Source organism: Psychrobacter sp. H8-1, assembly GCF_904846575.1.
Classification (GTDB): Bacteria; Pseudomonadota; Gammaproteobacteria; order Pseudomonadales; family Moraxellaceae; genus Psychrobacter; species Psychrobacter fulvigenes.
In genome coordinates this window covers 294,372-314,089 of record NZ_CAJHBG010000001.1, presented here as the reverse complement: position 1 = coordinate 314,089, position 19,718 = coordinate 294,372, and the positions used below count along the sequence as shown (strand labels likewise).

Sequence of the window (19,718 nt, the reverse complement as noted above, 5' to 3'; positions counted from 1 at the left end):
TAAGGATTCACTGACTCTCATAACATCGCTTACCAGCTAATCATAAATAGTGACAATCGCTGTCATGAGAAATTGAATCAGTTATTGATTATCGACCTGCAAGACTGCCAAGAAGGCTTCTTGTGGAATCTCCACGTTGCCGACCTGCTTCATGCGTTTTTTACCTTCTTTTTGCTTAGACAGCAGTTTTTTCTTACGAGAGATATCACCGCCATAACACTTCGCCAGTACGTCTTTGCGCATGGCTTTGACCGTACTACGACCAATGATTTGACTACCAATCGCTGCTTGAATCGCAACATCAAACATCTGACGTGGAATCAGCTCTTTCATCTTAGTCACTAATTGATTGCCGCGATAGCGCGCTTGTTCTTGGTGCACAATCATCGCTAATGCGTCGACCTTATCACCGTTAATAAGCACATCGACTTTGACCAATTTATCCGCTTGATAGCGCTCAAAATTATAGTCAAGTGACGCAAAACCGCGAGAGACTGATTTGAGGCGATCAAAGAAGTCCATCACCACTTCGCCCATAGGAATATCAAATATCAGTTGTACTTGTTTACCCATAAAGCGCATATCAACCTGCACACCGCGGCGCTCAATACAAAGCGTCATGACATTACCTAGATAGTCTTGCGGCACTAAAATTTGACAGCGAGCAATTGGCTCACGAAACTCTTCAATGTTGTTGGGCTCGGGCAGCTTTGATGGGTTATCCACATGAATAATATCGCCATTCTTTTTTTCAATCTCATAGATTACAGAAGGCGCAGTAGTGATGAGATCCAAGCCATATTCGCGCTCAAGCCGCTCTTGGATGATTTCCATGTGCAGCATTCCTAGGAAGCCACAACGAAAACCAAACCCTAATGCATCTGAAGTATCTGGTTCAAAAAACAGTGAGGCATCATTGATCTGTAGCTTTTGTAAGGCTTCACGGAATTTTTCAAAATCATTGGCATCGACAGGGAACAGACCTGAATAAACCTGTGGAGTAATTTGCTTAAACCCAGGAATACGCTCAACGTCAGGTGTCTTAGCATGCGTAATAGTATCACCGACTGGCGCACCAGCAATATCTTTGATACCAGCAATAATAAAACCAACCTCGCCTGCCTGCAAGATACCAGTATCTAAAGGCTTGGGAGTAAAGACACCAATCGAGCTAACTGGATGCGCTTCTTTGGTCGATTTGATATAAATTTTATCGCCTTTCTTCACAGTGCCTTCACGTACACGCACTAAAGAGACCACACCCAAATAACTATCAAACCATGAGTCAATGATTAGCGCCTGCAGCGGTGCTTCACGATCACCAGTCGGTGCAGGGATAAACTCAACCAACGCCTCAAGTAGTTTATCGACACCCAAGCCGGATTTGGCTGATACTCGCGGGGCATCTACCGCATCAATTCCAATGATATCTTCAATCTCTTGAATGACGCGTTCAGGCTCAACCTGTGGCAAATCAATCTTATTTAAGACGGCCATTACTTCTAGGCCTTGATCGACCGCGGTATAACAGTTGGCTACGGACTGTGCTTCAACACCTTGTGCCGCATCAACCACCAATAGCGCACCTTCACAAGCCGCTAAGGAACGTGACACTTCATAAGAAAAATCGACGTGACCTGGCGTATCGATAAAGTTAAGCTGATAACGCTCACCATTGGGATGATCATAATAGAGAGTGACCGATTGCGCTTTAATAGTGATACCACGCTCACGTTCAATATCCATGGAATCCAGTACTTGTGCCTGCATCTCACGGTCTTGCAGGGCACCGCACATTTGAATAAAACGATCGGCAAGCGTCGACTTACCATGATCAATGTGGGCAATGATAGAAAAGTTACGAATATTGGCTAATGCAGTCACAAAGCGCCTACTAAATAAAAGGTGATTGGATAATCGTTCGTCGCCCATTTGGTTCAAGGAACAAGGGCTATATAACGGTTATTGGATAAATTTATCAATAAAAACTATAAATAAAATCTTAATAAATATATTGGTAATGCAACTGTGCTATTAAAATTAGCCATATCAATTGCTACATATAGGACGTGTGCAAACTGTGCTCATTTGATAGCGTTCAATAATAAACATTGCTATCGATAACAGTGACTGCAACACGCAGGCATGTGTGCGTATTCTAGCAGTTTTCTGCTATAAAGTAAGGCGATTTATTAGCAAGTACTTGATTTACAGATGATGTTAAAGCTTGATTGTAACTGGCTTTAGCAAAGATGCGCTTTTGAACAAACAAACTAATGCTTAAGCGTGATACCGTCATATGTTTGGACGGCTAAAGCTGCGAGCCTTTTTACTTAGCAATATCAATGTCTACTCTCGTATTATCTATCTGTTGCAGGTGCTTGTACATCCATGGCGACTTACCATAAAAGGCGCCATTTAATTGCGTTTGTTCAATCAAGTACTCACGAAACCGTAGATAAAACTCATTGTCTGGAGACTTAGGCTGCTGCCAAAACTGTTCGAGCGGCTTTGAGTCTGTTAACTTGGGAGTATTATAAATAGCACGCCCCATTACTTTGGTTGGTTTTTTGTGGTACACCGATTGTAGCCCAGTGGTGCTGTTAATCGTTATCATCCCAATACTATGCTTCATGAGGGTTGGCAAGTGCATATCACAACCATAAAACACTCTTGACTCAACGTGATAGCGCGATGCTAAGCTTGCCACCAGCTGACGATAATCACGATGACCACGATCTAACGGATGATGCTTAAAGACTAATTTACGGCTAGTATCTGCATGCTCGGAGAAGCTGGCTATAATCTCATCAATGAATTGTACAACATCACGGTAACCACTATGATGGGTAATTTGTGAGTCATTATGCACTTGCAAGCTCACCAAAAAGTAATTGTTATCTGCTTGAGTAGTGAGATGTTTCTGTAGTTTTTTATCTGGTAAGTAACCACGTAGCTTTCGCCACGGTGCTTTCAACCATGCTATGGCTTCTTGCCACGCTGTCATTCCACGGTAATGATAATAGTGCGGATAGCGCGACTTGTACAAGCGTGTAGTTACATAATAAACAATAGCAGCAATACTCAATCGATAAAAACGATTATGCGTATACAAAGGCTTATCGTTGGCTTTTTTGAGTGCCTTGATATCTGCTATATTTAAGCGTGAATAACCATTGATACCATGTTCTTGTAAAGTGATGTAGTCAGGACGTAGGTAGCCTTCTTCAAAGACAAAAAAAGAGACGCCTAGCTTCTCACTTAAACGAGCAGCCTGGGCATGGTGTGGTCGGCAGTCGCCAAAACAAACAATCGCGTCTATATTATATTCTACAATAAAATCTTGCAGCCACGATGAGAAGTCCGCCAACGTTCCCGTATAATCATGAGCACCAGCATGCCGATAAAAAAATGCGTCACCTGCATTAAAATTGATTTTACTAACCTCAATGTTTTGAGTTTCTAAGAATGTAGCAAAGCGGCTAAAAAACCCTCCCATCTTCCCTTGTAACAGCAGGACGTGTCGATGAGTGAGTAATTGATGCATCGAAGCTGCCATAATATTACATACCATTTTTCAAGCGGAATAGGTTATCAAAATAAGCAATCAAAAGAGATACTTATGCATAACGAATCTTTAAATTTGCATAAATTATACCTAAAAAGCGGCTAAATGTCGTGAAGTATTGATAGGAACAAGGTTTGAATCTACAAACGAGGTATTATCTTACGCAGATGCTGCTGCCATTGATGCCTTAGCTGCATAAAACGCGTAGCAGCTCGGCGCTGCAACTGCTTGGATAGCTTTGACAGATTTTGCGAAGTTATCATTGTATCCGTTGATTCACTAGGATTTTGAGTGGTTCCCGTAGATTGTGTGGACGGGTATAAATAATCAATCACCTGCTCTACTTGAGCCAACCCATAACCGTCAGGTAGGCGATATAATGGATAGCGTATCAGTGCACAATGGAGCAGTTGCTCAAGCGATAATGCTGTGTCTCGCGTGCGTCTTTGTAGATACTCAGCTTTTGGTGATTGATTTGCATCAATATCAGTCGTTAAGCCCCAACCTGCATAAAATGGCAAGCCATAACAAGTCACTTTTAACTCCCGCAATAAGGCCTCAAAACCCGTTAGTGAGCTAATCGTATGCACCTCATCGACGCATGCTAAACAATCGGGCATCGCAGTATCATAAGCGACCGCTTGTACCTGCTGTAAGCACCCTGCTTCGACTTTGCCAGCTCGTAGTCCAGCTTCAACATCTGGATGGGGTTTATAAATAAGATAAGCATCTGGATTATCTCGTCGTACACGTTCAATCAAACCTCGATTGGTCTTAATCTCTGAACCGCAATACTGCACCGATAAATCATCTTCTACTTGCCCAACGATAAGTAAACGCGGCTTGCCCGATCGCTTTGCATCCTGCATCCATTGCATTTTTGCACTGATAGCGCCTTGCTTATTATCAGAACTAACTTCAGTACCGACATTGTACTTACTCACTCGCTGAGTCAGTAGCTTGTCTCGCAGCACCTGTACTCGCGCACTTTGCTTTGATGTTAAATCCTCGCAGCTACGTAATAATGTCTCTAAGTCTGACGGCTGAGTGGCATCATAGTAGATACCTTGTTTGTCTATCACCACCGATAATGGTGCGAGGAGCGTTGCACCCAAACCGTTTGAGCGGATAAAACCATCTTCCATACAGTGAATAGCTGGTATGTCCGATATCTGCTGCTTTGCAAGTTTACGTTGTAGTTGTTTTTGCACTTGTTGGCGCTTAGCTAAACCCCACACTAATAGAGGCTGCTGATAGTTCACTCGGAAATGATCTGGATGTAATAAGTTTTTTAGACGCAGTTTAGGTTTGATAAACACTGTCGTACGCGGCAGATCTACAAAGGCTTTGACGAAAGGCAGCTTCCAGCGGCTGAATTCATATACTGTTAAATGACCTTCGAGCCGTACTTGCCAATAGCGATTGGTCTCTAGCCATTCAATCGCCGTTTCAATCTCACACGCCTGCTTTGTCGCCGGATCTACATAACGACTATAATCAATATAAGCACTATAAAATAGCGTATCTAACGTCGCATTGAGAGTAGTATTAGCGGCGATTGAAGATTGTCTTTTACGCAAGCTGCGCAGTCGCTGGGCAATTGTCACTCGTTTAGAAGATTGCTTAGAAAATAATTCTGTGTTTGATGAGTCTTCAACCCTCGACAAGGTTTCTGCAAATGCTAGACGACGCTGTTTGACGGTTTTAAGCAAATGTTTTGGTGCACCGCTATCATCGGTAAGACCCCAGCCACTATACCAATTGACACCAAAGCAATGCACCGTTTTACCCAGCATTAAGGCTTCAAAACCCATGTGTGAGCTGACCGTATAGACATGGCTTACTTGCTCAAGTAATGCAATTGGATTGAGCGCTTCGGTTAATAGTCTAACGTTTTTTGGTAATTTTAGACTAGTAAGATAGCCTGATTTTGCTGCTGGATGAGCCTTGATCCAAATTTGTGCGTTAGGATGGTTGCGACAAGCAGCCTTTAACATCTGCTTAAATTGACGTTTATCCGCACCAGCACCTTTGATGGAGGCATCACCAGCGACTTGATCAATCAATAACACATGCGATGTTAGCGAGTTTTTTTCTACATGACCGTTTTCTTCAGCAACCAGCTTATTCAATGACGGACAAGACATGACAGCATTATATTTACTCAGTTTCTCTTCACAAATACGTGTCATTAACTGCTGCGCATGTTTTTTGTCGAAAATCTTGCTATTAGAGTTTGAGCATTCTTTGGCACGCGCAACAATTATTTGTTCAAGGCGTGAACTATGGGTCAGATCAAAATAAATACCCACATCATCGACGATCACACTTAGTCCATGACGGCTGCTGGTGCCTGAATCTAATGAGCGTAAAAAGCCATCTTCGATACTTAACGTCGTAAGATTTTGATGATCAGCAGTCTTTTTGGCTCGTCGATAGCTTTTTTTATGACCCCAGCCAATGAAAGCTTCAGGTGTCTCAAAATCTGAACTAAAACGCTGCGTTAATCCTGACCACGGATACCAGCGCTGAATATTTGCTTGCATGATATCTGATAGCAGTAAATTATTATGGAGCATGCCCTTGCCAACCACTGCCAAATGGTTTGGTATCTTGGACTGCAAAGATGACAAAAGAACCTCATCAGAAGTAGACGCAACAGCCACTCTACTTTGACTATCCGTACTTTTTGCCATCTTTAATATCCTTTTTGATTATTTAAGACTTAACTTACGTATCTAGCATAGATAGCTTAGTTACAAGTCTAAAATAACTTTAGCTGCGACTGCCAACTGATAAACAATCTGTGATATTCCGCGTGTGATTTCTACACGTTTGGTTTTGACCTTTGGCAATACCATGATCTCATCACCTTGCTGAATGCGATAAGCGGTATTGACCACTTCATTCGCCCCATTTTGATGAATAATCAGAATCTCTTTGGTGTCGGCATTATCACCAAAGCCACCTGAATTAGCAATATAATCGCCAACCGTAAAGTCTGGATTATACGTCAATGCGCCTTGTGCTCGCACCTGACCATTGACGGTAATCACGGAGGTTTGCGCCGGTATTTCAATAACGTCGCCCTGCTGCAAAATGATGTCCTGCCAAGAATTTGGTACGACCACTATTTGACCATCAGGGTTTACATTACGCGCCTTCGCCACGAACTGTTTAACCAAATTAGCGTCATCTTGGCGTAATGCTGCCTCTTCGCGCGTCGTTGATTGAGTCGCAAGCGTTAACTCTTCTAAGCGATCAAGCGACTCATTAATCATGCGTTTTTGCTGCTCAGCCACTGACTCACGGTAAATAGTCAAATGAGTGAGCTTGGCTAATGGGCTTGGTTGTAATTGCGGTACAATGTCTTTCAAACGCGCACCATAGGGTACGACCATAGCGCCATTACCAGTATGTGCACCTTTGACCTGTACCGCTATCGTACCGGCATAGCGGTCTGAGGTGACAACCATCTGGTCGCCATTATACACAGGAACGTTTTGTGCCTCGGCAAGCGAATAGTACTCTGCAGTTTGCGCGCGCCCTGCACTACGAGTGATACTTACGTTGGTTGCATTGGCGGCTGGATTGGCAACCTGTAATACATCTCCAATCGTCAAGTCGCTCACATCAAACTCGAAAGTATATTCGTTCTGCACTTGCCCGCCGACTGCAAAGGTTTTTTTCTGCGGAGCGACAGTGATCACATCGCCATCACGAAAAGAAAAAGGCTGCAATTTACCTGCTAATAAAAAGTCATATAAGTTGACTTGCTGTAGCAGTTGACCATTACGTTTTATTTGAATGTCGATATAACTACCGCGAGTTGGATCAACGCCGCCTGCCCGATCTAGATACGACAGTACAGAGTCTGCGGCAAGACCGCCATAATAACCTGGTTGCTTGACAAAACCAGTGACAAACACCTTAACGGGCTGCGCCTGCTCTAATGAGGCGTACACGCCAACGTTTGAGCGATAAATTCGGCTAACAGCACTTTTGACCACGTTTTGTAGATTGCCGTTCTGTACACCAGAGACACGAACTGGACCGACGTTAGGCAAGAAAATATTACCCTGCGGGTCGACGGTCATAGTCGAGGCAAACTGATAAGCACCCCACATACGTACCTGCACGTTATCACCAGGATTTATGACGTAGCTGTCATTGAAGGTAGAACCAGAAGTGGTAGAAAACGCACCGCGAAATAGCTGCTCACCGAACATCAGGTCTTGAGTGTTAATATCTTGATAAGGACGCGTGGTATTAATCACCGACTGACTTGGCAAACTTGCCGCATTCACAGCCTCTTGCGTCGTGGCCTGTCCAGGCACGCCACCTGCAAATGCTTGCGTCGAGACATTGATATTACTTCGGTTCTGATTCTGACTACTATTGGCAGTGGTACCAAAACTCGACCCTGCTATCTGATCAGCGTAGCTGGTTGCTGCTAACGCTGGGATACTAGTCGCAGCCATCGTCAAACTGATCACTTTGATCATCGTCACGAGCGGACGTGGTTTCATGTTCATGAGCGGTATTCCTTTGCTGATCTGTCGATCATTGCTGATATCTGGGGTATTAGAACTAGCTACGATGGTCACGTATGACAGCCATGACCAAACGTACAAAACCATAAAGCATCAAGAGTAGCGCCAAAGATGTCCATATAATATAAGCACGACGCGGATACAATGCCTCTTCCGCCTCATAAGGCGTTGAGATGACAATCAGGTTTTTCATCTTTTTAAAGGCTTCTAAGCGTGCCTTTTCAAGCGATGATAGTGATAGTTTGTATAACTCGGTAGCAAAATCGACATCCGCTTTAATCGTTTCAAACTGCACGGCTTGACGGTTAAGCTTGGTGGTGTTCGGTGAGGTCAGTTTGGTTTGCTCTTGGCGAATTTGCTCTTCAACCGCTTTTATCTGGCTTCTTAACGACACCACTTGTGGCGCATCAGGATTCAAATAGCTGAGCAGTTGGCGCTCTTCAGTACGCAGTGAGCTTAATTGTGCTTGTAAGCTGCCAATCAGCTGGTTCACTATCTGCGCATTGGCTTGCGGATCATAAATCTCATTGGTGTTTTGATAAGTAAGCAGCTGCTCTTTTGCCTCATTTAAGCGATCTTGCGATTCATCTAGCTGAGTCTCAGCAAATACCAACTGATCCCGAGCAACCTCTTGCGAGATACGGTTCACAAACTGCTCAGACTCACCTAAGATGGCTTTATTAAGCTCAAAAGCATAAGCGGAGTCAAAGGCTTCTGTTGAGACCGATAAAATATAGCTTTGCTCATCAAGGTTAATATGCACCCGCTTTTTAAAGTACTCAAGCAGCTCTTCTTGTGAAGCTTCTGGATCTATCTCGTTAATAGGGTCTGAGCCATCAACATGATAAGCCTCACGAAACTTGAATTTATTATCAAGACGTTTGATCATATCATTAGACAAGATATATTCTGTCAGATAGGTCGCATCTTCTTTACTGGTGCTATTTACACCCAATAGAGCCGATAGACCACCACCAGCTGGTACGCTACTGTCACTGACCTGCTTCACCACCACTTCAGCGGTTGATATAAAGCGTGGGTGTGCAAGTGTCATCACATAAAAGATCACCAGCACCCAAGGGAGGATCACCAAGCCGATAAACAGCGAGAAGTTAATGATCTTATTTTTTTGCTTTGTGGACATGCTCTTCATATACTTCAATCGCTTCTTTTGTATCGTTAAACACATGTGCTGTTTGATCCATTAACACAATACCAATATCGCAGTTACGCTTAATGTCACCAATATTATGCGACACTATCAAAAACCCTGCTTGCTCACGGCGAGCCGCAAGAATCGCTTCACTGCGCTTTCGGAATGCAGCATCACCCACAGCGCCAGCTTCATCAAGCATATAATAATCAAAATCAAACGCTAAACTTAAACCAAAGGTTAAGCGTGCCTTCATACCTGATGAGTAGCTTTTAACCGGCATGTCAAAGTAATTGCCAATATCAGCAAACTCTTCAACAAAGCGAATCTTTTCGTCAATGTAAGGACCGCTAGAGTAAAGACGACAAACAAAACGCACGTTTTGGCGACCAGTCAAACTGCCTTGGAAGCCCCCTGCCACGCCTACTGGCCATGATATCGTTGAGTCAGTGATGATCTCACCATGATCTGGCTCATCAAGCCCGCAAATAATACGCAGCAACGTTGATTTACCCGCGCCATTACGGCCGAGCAAACCAACACTTTGTTTATCACCAATGGTCAGGTTTAAATCTTTAAATAGATAATGCCGACCTTGCTTGGTCATAAATGATTTGGAGACGTTTTTAATTTCAATCATTTATCTACCATAAATTAAAGCCAACCAACACGAGTAAAAACACTCATAAAAATGTAGAAAAGTTATTTCGAACGTATTAAATCTCTTTCTACTGCTTTGTACATAAGCAGCCCTAAGAAGTTTACTGCGATAGTCCATTTCAAAAAGTATCCCATATCAATATGATAAGCAGGATACCCAGGTGCTAAGGCATTACGTATTAACTCAATATTATGAATAAAAGGATTATAAAGTAGGTAACTAAAATAAGGCTCTGGAATAATATGTATTGAGTAAATAATACCTGAAGCAAAATATAAAATAGTAAATACTAAACTAATAATTTTGCTAATTTCACCACCATAGTAACCAACCACCATCATAATCATCGCTAGACCAAAGCCAAACAAAAACAAAGTCAGCCAGCAAAACAGTACTATATGTAACTGTGCAAAACTTATAGGAATACCGATAAAAGCCAGTATTGCTAACAACAATACAAATGTAAAAAAGTAAATAATCAATTCTAAAAATGAACGCGCAATGATGACATCAATATGACGTACAGAACGGTACATTAATAAGCCTTGGTTAGCCTCTACGGCTCCCAAGGAACGTGTGGCTATGGTGCTCATCATCCGAAACGGTACTAAGCCTGCAACTAGGAATAGCATATAATCTATTCCTGGCATTACTCGAGTCATGATAGTGCCAAATATAATTAAATATATGGCAACTTGGAACATGATCTCTAACGGCGCCCATAGGTAGCCCAAACGATAGCCACCAAAGCGCGTCTGCAACTCTCGCATCAGCAAAGCATGAAATGCTGCGCCCATGACTTTGAGGCCACTACGGCGCTTAACAGGACGATAAGGAGGGAGCTGTATAGACATGGCGTTACAGGACTTCACTAAAAATAGTCCCTATGATAAGTAAGCGGGACATAAGTTACAACAATTAATCTGTGAGTAAACAGATAAACCTATGATTTAGCAAGAAATGAGTAAGTTTGAGAGGGACAGGCGCGAGTCAGTTTTTAGACCATATCACTAATACACGTCGTCTTTAGCGGTTTTCTTTAGGCAAAAAAAAACCAATCGCAAAGGATTGGGTTTTTAAGTAGTATGAGCTACTACGATATAAATGGTGGCGATGGAGAGACTTGAACTCTCGACCTCACGATTATGAGTCGTGCGCTCTAACCAGCTGAGCTACATCGCCATTTAAGGCTCGGTATAATACCGATACAGGTGACTATCGTCAACCCCTAAACAGCATTATTTCAAAAAAACTTATTATTTTTATCAAAATAACGTCTAGCTAACATTCACAGTCTCTAATCAGAGATTAAAAACCGAATGCTTTGATAGCTATTGCTGCTGTTTTTATACATTAAAATTCAAATATTAAAAAAGGTTTGGTAAACCGATAAGCCGGGTTCTGTCGTGGACGATCATTCCTCTAGGCGTATCATCGCTAATACGCTCAAGCAACCTACCCGCATCGAACGCGGGCCGCGCCATGCCGATGCCTATTTGGTCTTGCTACGCGTGGAGTTTACCGTGCCGTGAAATGTTGCCATCCACGCGGTGCGCTCTTACCGCACCCTTTCACCCTTACCCTGCTTGCGCAAGGCGGTCTACTCTCTGCTGCACTGGTCGTCGGGTTACCCCGCCCAGCCGTTAGCTGGCACGCTGCCCTATGTAGCCCGGACTTTCCTCCCCTGCAACTGTTGCCAGTGTGCAGCGGCGATCGCCTAGTCTACCAAGCGGGCTAGTATAGCAAACCTTGCGCCTACTTGGTGGGGTATTTTTAGATTATTTAGTATCCCAATACTATACCATTTTTAACTATCTAGAATTTCTTCCGTAGGCTGGGTTAAAAATCCAGCCTACAGTTCTTTTTGAATTATTCTTGTCAACAAGCGATTCACTTACCAGTAAGGCGCTTGTACTTTGCCAATAAATCACTTTCGGTCTCGACGTGATTGGGATCTTGAGGGATACAATCTATTGGACAAATCACCACACATTGCGGTTCATCGAAATGTCCAACGCACTCCGTACACAGATCAGGGTCAATGACATAGATATCTTCCCCTTCTGAGATTGCCTCATTGGGGCAGACAGGCTCGCATACGTCACAATTGATGCATTCGTCAGTGATCAACAGTGCCATGATCTGCTCCTTATGATTTGGTTTATTGAGTCGTGTGATTAAGTAGTCTTATCTAATAACACTATTTTATTTAAAAAATAATATGGTTTGTTAATCAAAATAGTCCGTCAGCCAAAATACCACTAACGAATTTTAAACATTTAGTTTTTTATCGAACCCAATTTTTCTGTAAAGGCATGAGCGACACAAGGCGGCACGAATTTGTTGATATCACCGCCAAGTTTGGCAATTTCACGAATCATGGTCGATGAGATAAACGAGTAATTCTGTGACGGGGTCAAAAATACCGCCTCAAAATTTTCATCGAGCTCACGGTTCATATTAGCCAGTTGAAACTCATACTCAAAATCCGACATCGCACGCAGACCGCGTAATACCGCAGTGGCGTTTTTTTCGCGCATAAAGTCCACTAACAGACCTTCAAAGCCGATCACTGATACTTGCGGTAAATCAGCAAATACTGATTTAACTAAGCCGACGCGCTCATCAAAATCAAATAAAGGCTTTTTATGGTGACCTGAGGCCACCGCAATCACTACTTCATCAAACAGCTTTACCGCGCGTTTGACTAAATCGATATGGCCATTAGTGATTGGATCAAAGGTACCAGGATATAAAATCTTGGTATGTAGCTTTGAAGACTTGGAGGTATTGGCTGGGTTCATGTCAAGGCTAATATAATCGGTGGTATTGCTGCATATGCTAGCAAATTTTGCTCGAACTTAACACTTATCTGCTACATTTGTTATAACAGCCAATTTACATTTGCGCTGCATGCTTTGCTACAATACTCGGTTCGACTCATCTCGTACTTAAGATGAGGAACCAGTCAGACGAGGACAGACATTATGTCAAAGAGATCAAAAAAACCTGACAATCAAATCTGTGCCAACAAAAAGGCTCGTCACGAGTACTTTATTGAAGAGACTTTTGAGGCAGGATTGTCACTGCAAGGTTGGGAAGTAAAAGCCATTCGTGCAGGTAAAATGTCGATTACTGAAGCGTATATCATATTCCGTAATGGTGAAGCATTCTTATTTGGAGCGCATATTCAGCCGCTGTTATCGAGCTCGACCCATGTCAGCCCTGATAGTATTCGCACCCGCAAGCTGCTACTCAATCGCCGCGAAATCGATAAGCTGTATGGCGCAGTCAACCAAAAAGGTTATGCCTGCGTACCGCTGTCTTGCTATTGGAAACGTTCGATGGTGAAGTGTCAGATTGCGCTGGCTGTCGGTAAAAAACAACACGATAAACGCAAAACCCTAAAAGATCGTGATTGGGAACGTGATAAGCAGCGCGGCTTTAAGCAGCATTTAGACTAAAACCAATTAGATGAAAACTAAGCCGTTAAATCTAATAGCCTGCAACTAAAACGGACGATTCAATCTAGGTTGAGTCGTCCGTTTTTTTTATTATAAACACTTCTTAAGAGGCTTTTCTGACCGCGTTTGGTGTAGATATAGATATTTCTAGCCAGTTATAGTTAATCCTAAATAAAAGAATCACGCTTACTAACGCGTGCGACTGTTATAAACACTAGCAGATTATCTTACGCTATCAATAACTTATCGCTACCTGAGGGCAATTCATGTTAAGATGAGCGGTTTTTGAAGATATGGGAAAACTCCTATATTTATCTTTAAAAAGCCCTAACGATTTACAGCCACATTCTTAGCTAATAGGTCCGCCCATGTCTGCCGATACCATCGCTCATACCGCCTTTAAACAAGGTACCAAACCACTTTACGACTATGATAAACATTGGGCGAGCTGCTACGAGCCAGCGCCTTATCTGCCCATGAGCCGTAAAGAAATGGACGATTTGGGCTGGGATGCTTGTGATGTCATTATCATTTCAGGCGATGCTTATGTCGATCACCCAAGCTTCGGTATGGCGATTATCGGGCGTCTATTAGAGTCGCAAGGCTTTCGCGTGGGTATCATTGCGCAGCCAGATTGGAAGAGTAAAGACGCCTTTATGGAGCTTGGCAAACCTGTCTACGCGTATGGCGTGACCGCTGGTAACATGGACAGCATGATCAACCGCTACACTGCTGATCGCAAGATTCGTAGTGATGATGCTTACTCTCCAGGCAACGTGGCCAACAAACGCCCTGACCGCGCCGCTATCGTCTATAGTCAGCGCTGCCGCGAAGCCTATCCAGATGTACCAATTATTCTAGGCGGTATCGAAGGCAGTCTACGCCGTATCGCTCATTATGATTACTGGTCAGACAAAGTTCGCCGCAGTATCCTTCTTGACTCTCGTGCTGACGTTTTATTATATGGTAATGCCGAGCGTGCCATCGTCGATGTGGTACATGGATTGTCAAAAGGCTACACTTTTGAGCAAATGAGTAAGCTACGTGGTACCGCATATTTGCTGTCACCTAGCCGTCGCCATTGGCAAGCAGACATGATCGAAGTCGCCAGTAATGATGTTGATACTGTCGGCCGTGTCGATCCTATTATCAATCCTTATGTGATGACCGAAGACGTCGATAGCTGCAAGATTGAACAAGAAAAGCCCAACGATTCCCCCGTTGGTCAAGCGATGACAGGAATGTCAGCCCAGTATCAGGGTTTTGTCGCCGAGCCCGTCACTAATAAAGTTATCAATGCTGATCAAGTTGATACTGATACACAAGTGGTGAAAATGCGCGGTTTTGATACGCCAAATATCGAAGACACTGTAAAAGAGAGACCTAAGACCGCGCGCAAATATAAACTAAAGCTGCCAGCCCGTGAACAAACTGTCATTCGACTACCTGATTACGAGCAGGTCAAATCTGACCCTGTGCTTTATGCGCACGCTAGCCGTATCCTGCATCTTGAGACCAACCCCGGTAACGCTCGTGCGCTCGTACAGCGTCATGGTAGTGGTGCGGGTAACTCGCATACTGCTATCGATGTGTGGCTCAACCCGCCACCGATTCCGCTCTCAACCGAAGAGATGGACTATGTGTTTGACTTGCCTTATGCACGTCTGCCACACCCAAGCTACGGCGATGCACGCATCCCTGCATATGACATGATTAAGTTTTCGGTCAATATCATGCGCGGCTGCTTTGGCGGCTGTACCTTCTGCTCTATCACCGAGCACGAAGGGCGTATCATTCAAAATCGTTCTGAAGAGTCTATCTTGCGCGAAGTAGAAGCCATCCGCGATACCGCACCGAACTTTACTGGCGTGATATCTGATCTTGGTGGCCCAACCGCCAATATGTACCGTCTCAACTGTAAAGATGAGACCATTGAAAAGAATTGCCGTAAGCCATCATGCGTCTATCCTGATGTCTGTGAAAACCTGATTACCGATCACAGCAATCTGACTCAGCTCTACCGTAAAGCACGTGATATTAAAGGGGTAAAAAAAATCCTGATTGCTTCTGGTCTGCGTTACGACTTAGCGATTAAAGACCCTGAATATGTCAAAGAGCTGGTCAGCCATCATGTCGGCGGTTACTTAAAGATTGCTCCTGAACATTCAGAAGAAGGCGTGCTGTCGAAGATGATGAAGCCTGGCATGGGCAACTATGACGCTTTTAAAGCCATGTTTGAACAATACAGCCAAGAAGCCGGCAAAGAGCAGTACCTTATCCCTTACTTTATCGCCGCGCATCCGGGCACGAAAGATGAAGATATGATGAACCTTGCGCTTTGGCTAAAACGTAATGGCTACCGCGCTGACCAAGTACAGGCGTTTTATCCTAGCCCGATGGCGACCGCAACCACCATGTACCACACTCATAAAGACCCGCTACACAAGGTCAGCCGCAGTGAAGGTGATATGGATATCGTCAAATCTGGCAAGCAGCGCAAACTGCACAAAGCTTTCTTACGTTTTCATGATCCCAAGAACTGGGTATTATTGCGTAAAGCATTGCAAGATATGGGACGTAGTGACTTGATTGGCAAAAACCGTGGCTGCTTAATCCCGCCATATAATGCGCATTTAGAAGGACGTGATGCCGCGCAGGACAGCTATCAGTCAGCACGTAAAAAGAACAGCCGCCTTGGTAATGACTCAGTGAAGCGTAGTAATACTTCATCTACTAAAGCGAATAACTCTGCGGGTAAAAACACCAAAAAGAGAGTGAGTAAAGGTAACTTCCAGACTCAGCATACCGGTCTACCACCACGCAAAACCAAGTAACCAGACTTACTCATCAGAGTAGAAATAAACCTATAAAAAGCGCGCATCGGCCATCAGTCGATGCGCGCTTTTTTTGCTTAGCCAATCTATTAGCTGAACTGACCTAACTTCCAAATTAGAGGTTATAGACAACATTAAAAATTACATTGGTCGGTTTTTAAGTAACTAAGCTAACAGGTAACAAACAATTTCTAACATTGACCAGCCGTCGTTTTGGTTATTATATCGTCAGATGCTTAGCGCATCGTCAAAAACAATTAAATAATGATTTTTATACTTTTGGAGACTACTATGAACACCTTAACCAAATTGGCTACTGCATTACCTGCTCTTGCACTGCTTAGTGCTTGCGCCACAACTGCACCTACTGCTCCGACCACCCCTACTGACACCATGCCAAACTCAGCCTATGACCGTATGGCACCAGCGCCTTATACTTGTACTGATGACAGTCAAATCTTGGCAAAACAATCCATCAATAAAAACCAAGCCACGATCACTGCGACTGTGCCTCAGTTAGGTTGGACAGAGCAAGCAGTCATTTTAAATGGCGGCGTAGAAGGTGATACTGCCAGCTATGTAAACGACTCTAACCCAGATATCATCTATGCTTGGCACATGAAAGAAGATCAAGGTATCCTAGCTATGAAATGGGCTAATGGTAAAGAGTACCAAGTAAACTGTCAGATAGGCAGATAATGCTATCGGTTTAGTCATTGATCAATAATGATAACCTATCACTGAGAAGCTTGGCATTACAATAAACAGTCACCCATTGGTGGCTGTTTATTGTAATGCCTGTTTTTTATGAAAGTATCTCGCTGCTTTATAGGACAACTCCAGAATATTCGATATTGCCAAAGTTTTCGCTTTTAATTGACGCCACGCCCTAGAGAAGCATAGGGAAAACTGTCAAAATAGCGTTTATCTTATATAACGCACGATTTATGATCGACAGTAAAGAGGACATATCAATGAGCAAGCGCCTGATAAGTATGATAATAATAACGACAGCAAGCATGTGGGCGTTAATGGGCTGCGCGGACGGCTCTGACAAAACCTCTGAAGAAGCTACAACTACCGAACCTGTGTCAGAGTCAGCACAGTCATCGACGACAGCAAAAACAATCGATTGGTCAATAGTAAAAAGCAGTGAGTCACCTGCCGACCTCGCTGACTACGACTATCCGTTTGCACTTGATAGCCCAAACGTCCGCGACTATGCTGAGTATTTCAAAGTGGATAATGCTATTGCTCAGCATAATCTAACGGTGAGCATGGCCAGTAACGAAGCACTGTCTAAGGTGCTCGATCAGGTCAGCGATAGCTATATTTCTCATGAGCTGACCGATGGCAAAGATATGAAGCTTATCATTCATACTACGCCCGATGTCGCTGCCAGCAGCTATGATTATGTGCTGTCCGATGACTTTGCTAAAGGGCTGGTGCTGCCTATCGTCATTCAGCCAGATGGTGAGAAAGGTGAGGTTAAGGCTCATGGAGAGGTGGCGGAGTAGGAATTAATAGCGTATGTTTTAGCTTATACGGCATACGCTATTAAAGAAGATTAAGTCTGCCGATAAGGATTATTGGAAAGTTCGATTTTGACATTAGTATCGCAAAGTAGCTTAGCTAAGTAAGGCTGATATTGAGTCGCAGCAGGGGCAATATAAATTTTATCAAGATTAGACTTTACGTCAGACTCATATTCAACATATAAAAATTTACCAAAGTCCATTTTTACTTTTTCATCTTCAAGTGAAGTCATATAAACCATACGGCATTCTTGCTCTTCTTGAAATGCTGAATGTTTGATAAGGTATTTTAGAGGTAAAATAATTTCATTTAATAAAATTTTTATTTTTCCTGATAAACTCGGATTTCTTTCATCAATCTTAGTTAATTTCTGTGCAATAGCTTGATAAGCACTTTTAAGGTCTATAAAAGCTCTTCTGAAATCTTCAGTTTTTTTGTCAATAAAGCTTTGATACCTTTCCCACTCAAGTTCAGCTTTACCTATTCGTTGCTCTCTTTCCAATTGCACAATCTCACTCTTAAATTCTCGAAAAAATGTTAGTCGATTGCGTTGGGCTAAATGAATATAGTTAGAAGTAGGATCAAGGTAAACACATCTCATTACTGGCTGCTTTTTAATTTTTCTTCCAGCTTTTTCAGTAATAGTTACTTGAACATAAGGTACATTAATATTTTGTAAATCATCTTCAAATTCTATATAAGATAATCCTTCAGTAGAATTGCGTTCTTGAAAAAAATGTTGATTAAATACTAAACTGATTCCAGAAGCTTCTTTATTATCCTGTTTACCGTATAGCCTGAACTGGTTTAGGCTATCATGATTAAAGGTAAAACAACTAATAAAAGCTTGTAGCTTATCATCGAAGTCTGGCGCATAAAGTGAGTTTTCTTTTATATCGCTTAAATAGTTTAAAAGTAGCTGACCTTCACTTGGATCGTTAACATTATTTATAGTGTTTAATCTAAACGGACTTGGTAGTTTTTGACTTTCATTACTAGCAAGTAGTAAGTTAGTTGTTTGTGTTCCCGTATAATGAGCTAGCTTACGTTCTACAGGCTTGTTGTCAGTTACTCTATAGCTAAAATCCACTTTAAGTATTTCAATAATATTAGTAACACAAATGAATAGGAGCAATAAATCATCTCCAATATCAGTAGATGATGTATTGAGCAATCGACGGATCTGTATCAGACACCGCTTTTCATATTGATAACCGTTCACAATTCTATTAAATGCTTTTTCAGCTCTAACAAAGTCTCGATATATCGTATTTTCTAACGAAACTGTGCCAATATTGTATTGTGCGAGATTAAATGCGTCTAAAGAGTCCTCTTCTTCTATTTTTTCCCATACTTCTATAGCTTCCTGAGTATTATTTTTTCTATTTAGAACTACGCCTATATTGAACTGTGACAGTGCATATACCTCAGGATCGTATTCTTTTTCTATATTACCCCACGCTCTAAAAGCATCATCTTCTTTTCCTTCTTTGATAAGCCGAGAAGCTAGATTGGATTGTGCTCTAGCATATGCTTCTGCACTACCGTTTTTCTTGACCTTACCCCAAGCTCTTTTCGCTTCCTCAAATTCACCTAAGTCATTTTTTATAGCGCCAATATTATACTGTGCTCTCGAATATATCTCTGAAGAGTTTTCTTCAATTTCTGACCATATTTTTAGAGCGTCTTCAGTTTTGCCTTGTTCTTCATAAACAGCAGCAATATTATATTGCGATTTTTCGTAGTGCTCTTTGTTATCATGAGGCTCAATTAATTTACTGACTCTAACAGATTCATCAAGCAACCCAGACTTATAGAAAATTTCAGCTAGCTTTCTCTGAGCTAGCGCGAATGTTTCATCACTATCATTTTTACGAGTTACTTCTAGCAGCTCTTCAACCTCTTTCCGAGTCTTATCATCCAAGCCTTTCAGGTCATCAATATTCATA

The 19,718-nt window shown here is 42.6% G+C and carries 14 protein-coding genes, 1 tRNA gene and 1 other RNA gene; 4 read left to right on the top strand and 12 right to left on the bottom strand.

Annotated elements, in window-relative coordinates; all coding sequences use genetic code 11:
* Positions 1-81: 81 nt before the first annotated feature.
* The 11 genes from lepA to coaD form a co-directional block, all read right to left on the bottom strand.
* Positions 82-1,932 carry a translation elongation factor 4 gene (gene lepA / locus JMY01_RS01325; protein WP_374220354.1) on the bottom strand — a complete coding sequence of 617 codons (1,851 nt, stop codon included), beginning with the start codon at positions 1,930-1,932 and terminating at the stop codon, positions 82-84.
* A 397-nt stretch (positions 1,933-2,329) separates the two neighbouring features.
* Positions 2,330-3,559 (bottom strand): capsule biosynthesis protein, encoded by a 1,230-nt coding sequence (locus JMY01_RS01320; RefSeq protein ID WP_201573873.1) that lies wholly within the window; start codon positions 3,557-3,559, stop codon positions 2,330-2,332.
* A gap of 149 nt (positions 3,560-3,708) precedes the next feature.
* Positions 3,709-6,264: a capsular polysaccharide biosynthesis protein gene (locus JMY01_RS01315; RefSeq protein ID WP_201573871.1), complete on the bottom strand. Its 2,556-nt coding sequence runs from the start codon at positions 6,262-6,264 to the stop codon at positions 3,709-3,711.
* 60 nt (positions 6,265-6,324) lie between these two features.
* The gene (locus JMY01_RS01310) at positions 6,325-8,103 is read right to left on the bottom strand and encodes a polysaccharide biosynthesis/export family protein (RefSeq protein WP_201573868.1); all 1,779 of its coding nucleotides are present in this window, start codon (positions 8,101-8,103) and stop codon (positions 6,325-6,327) included.
* Positions 8,104-8,158: 55 nt separating this feature from the next.
* On the bottom strand, positions 8,159-9,265 hold the full coding sequence (locus JMY01_RS01305; RefSeq protein ID WP_227677619.1) for a capsule biosynthesis protein: 1,107 nt from the start codon (positions 9,263-9,265) through the stop codon (positions 8,159-8,161).
* Positions 9,243-9,914 carry an ABC transporter ATP-binding protein gene (locus JMY01_RS01300; protein ID WP_201573864.1) on the bottom strand — a complete coding sequence of 224 codons (672 nt, stop codon included), beginning with the start codon at positions 9,912-9,914 and terminating at the stop codon, positions 9,243-9,245. Before JMY01_RS01300 ends, JMY01_RS01305 begins: the two co-directional genes overlap by 23 nt.
* A 62-nt stretch (positions 9,915-9,976) precedes the next feature.
* Entirely contained in the window at positions 9,977-10,732 is a 756-nt protein-coding gene (locus JMY01_RS01295) for an ABC transporter permease (RefSeq protein ID WP_227677618.1), read from the bottom strand.
* A gap of 308 nt (positions 10,733-11,040) precedes the next feature.
* Positions 11,041-11,117 (bottom strand) — tRNA-Met (locus tag JMY01_RS01290).
* Positions 11,118-11,309: 192 nt separating this feature from the next.
* Positions 11,310-11,664, bottom strand: an RNA gene (gene rnpB, locus JMY01_RS01285) — RNase P RNA component class A.
* Between the two features lie 161 nt (positions 11,665-11,825).
* Positions 11,826-12,074 (bottom strand): YfhL family 4Fe-4S dicluster ferredoxin, encoded by a 249-nt coding sequence (locus tag JMY01_RS01280; protein ID WP_201573860.1) that lies wholly within the window; start codon positions 12,072-12,074, stop codon positions 11,826-11,828.
* Positions 12,075-12,214: 140 nt separating this feature from the next.
* Complete coding sequence (gene coaD, locus JMY01_RS01275) at positions 12,215-12,739, bottom strand: pantetheine-phosphate adenylyltransferase (RefSeq protein ID WP_201573852.1); 525 nt, start codon at positions 12,737-12,739, stop codon at positions 12,215-12,217.
* A gap of 183 nt (positions 12,740-12,922) precedes the next feature.
* On the opposite strand from coaD, the gene smpB reads away from it, so the two are divergent.
* From smpB to JMY01_RS01255, 4 genes are all read left to right on the top strand, one after another.
* Positions 12,923-13,399, top strand: a complete 477-nt coding sequence (gene smpB / locus JMY01_RS01270) for an SsrA-binding protein SmpB (protein WP_201573844.1) — start codon at positions 12,923-12,925, stop codon at positions 13,397-13,399.
* Positions 13,400-13,767: 368 nt separating this feature from the next.
* Positions 13,768-16,233 carry a YgiQ family radical SAM protein gene (locus JMY01_RS01265; RefSeq protein ID WP_201573835.1) on the top strand — a complete coding sequence of 822 codons (2,466 nt, stop codon included), beginning with the start codon at positions 13,768-13,770 and terminating at the stop codon, positions 16,231-16,233.
* A gap of 291 nt (positions 16,234-16,524) precedes the next feature.
* A complete protein-coding gene (locus tag JMY01_RS01260) occupies positions 16,525-16,932 on the top strand; it encodes a hypothetical protein (RefSeq protein WP_201573827.1) in 408 nt (135 codons plus the stop codon).
* A 275-nt stretch (positions 16,933-17,207) separates the two neighbouring features.
* On the top strand, positions 17,208-17,750 hold the full coding sequence (locus JMY01_RS01255; RefSeq protein ID WP_201573826.1) for a hypothetical protein: 543 nt from the start codon (positions 17,208-17,210) through the stop codon (positions 17,748-17,750).
* A gap of 50 nt (positions 17,751-17,800) precedes the next feature.
* Here the strand turns inward: JMY01_RS01255 and JMY01_RS01250 are convergent, their stop codons facing one another.
* A complete protein-coding gene (locus tag JMY01_RS01250) occupies positions 17,801-19,717 on the bottom strand; it encodes a lipopolysaccharide assembly protein LapB (protein ID WP_201573825.1) in 1,917 nt (638 codons plus the stop codon).
* Position 19,718 lies beyond the last annotated feature (1 nt).

Coding starts and splice junctions, on each gene's coding strand:
- lepA (WP_374220354.1), bottom strand. CDS start 1,932: ATGGGCGACGAACGATTATCCAATCACCTTTTATTTAGTAGGCGCTTT.
- JMY01_RS01320 (WP_201573873.1), bottom strand. CDS start 3,559: ATGGCAGCTTCGATGCATCAATTACTCACTCATCGACACGTCCTGCTG.
- JMY01_RS01315 (WP_201573871.1), bottom strand. CDS start 6,264: ATGGCAAAAAGTACGGATAGTCAAAGTAGAGTGGCTGTTGCGTCTACT.
- JMY01_RS01310 (WP_201573868.1), bottom strand. CDS start 8,103: ATGAACATGAAACCACGTCCGCTCGTGACGATGATCAAAGTGATCAGT.
- JMY01_RS01305 (WP_227677619.1), bottom strand. CDS start 9,265: ATGTCCACAAAGCAAAAAAATAAGATCATTAACTTCTCGCTGTTTATC.
- JMY01_RS01300 (WP_201573864.1), bottom strand. CDS start 9,914: ATGATTGAAATTAAAAACGTCTCCAAATCATTTATGACCAAGCAAGGT.
- JMY01_RS01295 (WP_227677618.1), bottom strand. CDS start 10,732: ATGGGCGCAGCATTTCATGCTTTGCTGATGCGAGAGTTGCAGACGCGC.
- JMY01_RS01280 (WP_201573860.1), bottom strand. CDS start 12,074: ATGGCACTGTTGATCACTGACGAATGCATCAATTGTGACGTATGCGAG.
- coaD (WP_201573852.1), bottom strand. CDS start 12,739: ATGAACCCAGCCAATACCTCCAAGTCTTCAAAGCTACATACCAAGATT.
- smpB (WP_201573844.1), top strand. CDS start 12,923: ATGTCAAAGAGATCAAAAAAACCTGACAATCAAATCTGTGCCAACAAA.
- JMY01_RS01265 (WP_201573835.1), top strand. CDS start 13,768: ATGTCTGCCGATACCATCGCTCATACCGCCTTTAAACAAGGTACCAAA.
- JMY01_RS01260 (WP_201573827.1), top strand. CDS start 16,525: ATGAACACCTTAACCAAATTGGCTACTGCATTACCTGCTCTTGCACTG.
- JMY01_RS01255 (WP_201573826.1), top strand. CDS start 17,208: ATGAGCAAGCGCCTGATAAGTATGATAATAATAACGACAGCAAGCATG.
- JMY01_RS01250 (WP_201573825.1), bottom strand. CDS start 19,717: ATGAATATTGATGACCTGAAAGGCTTGGATGATAAGACTCGGAAAGAG.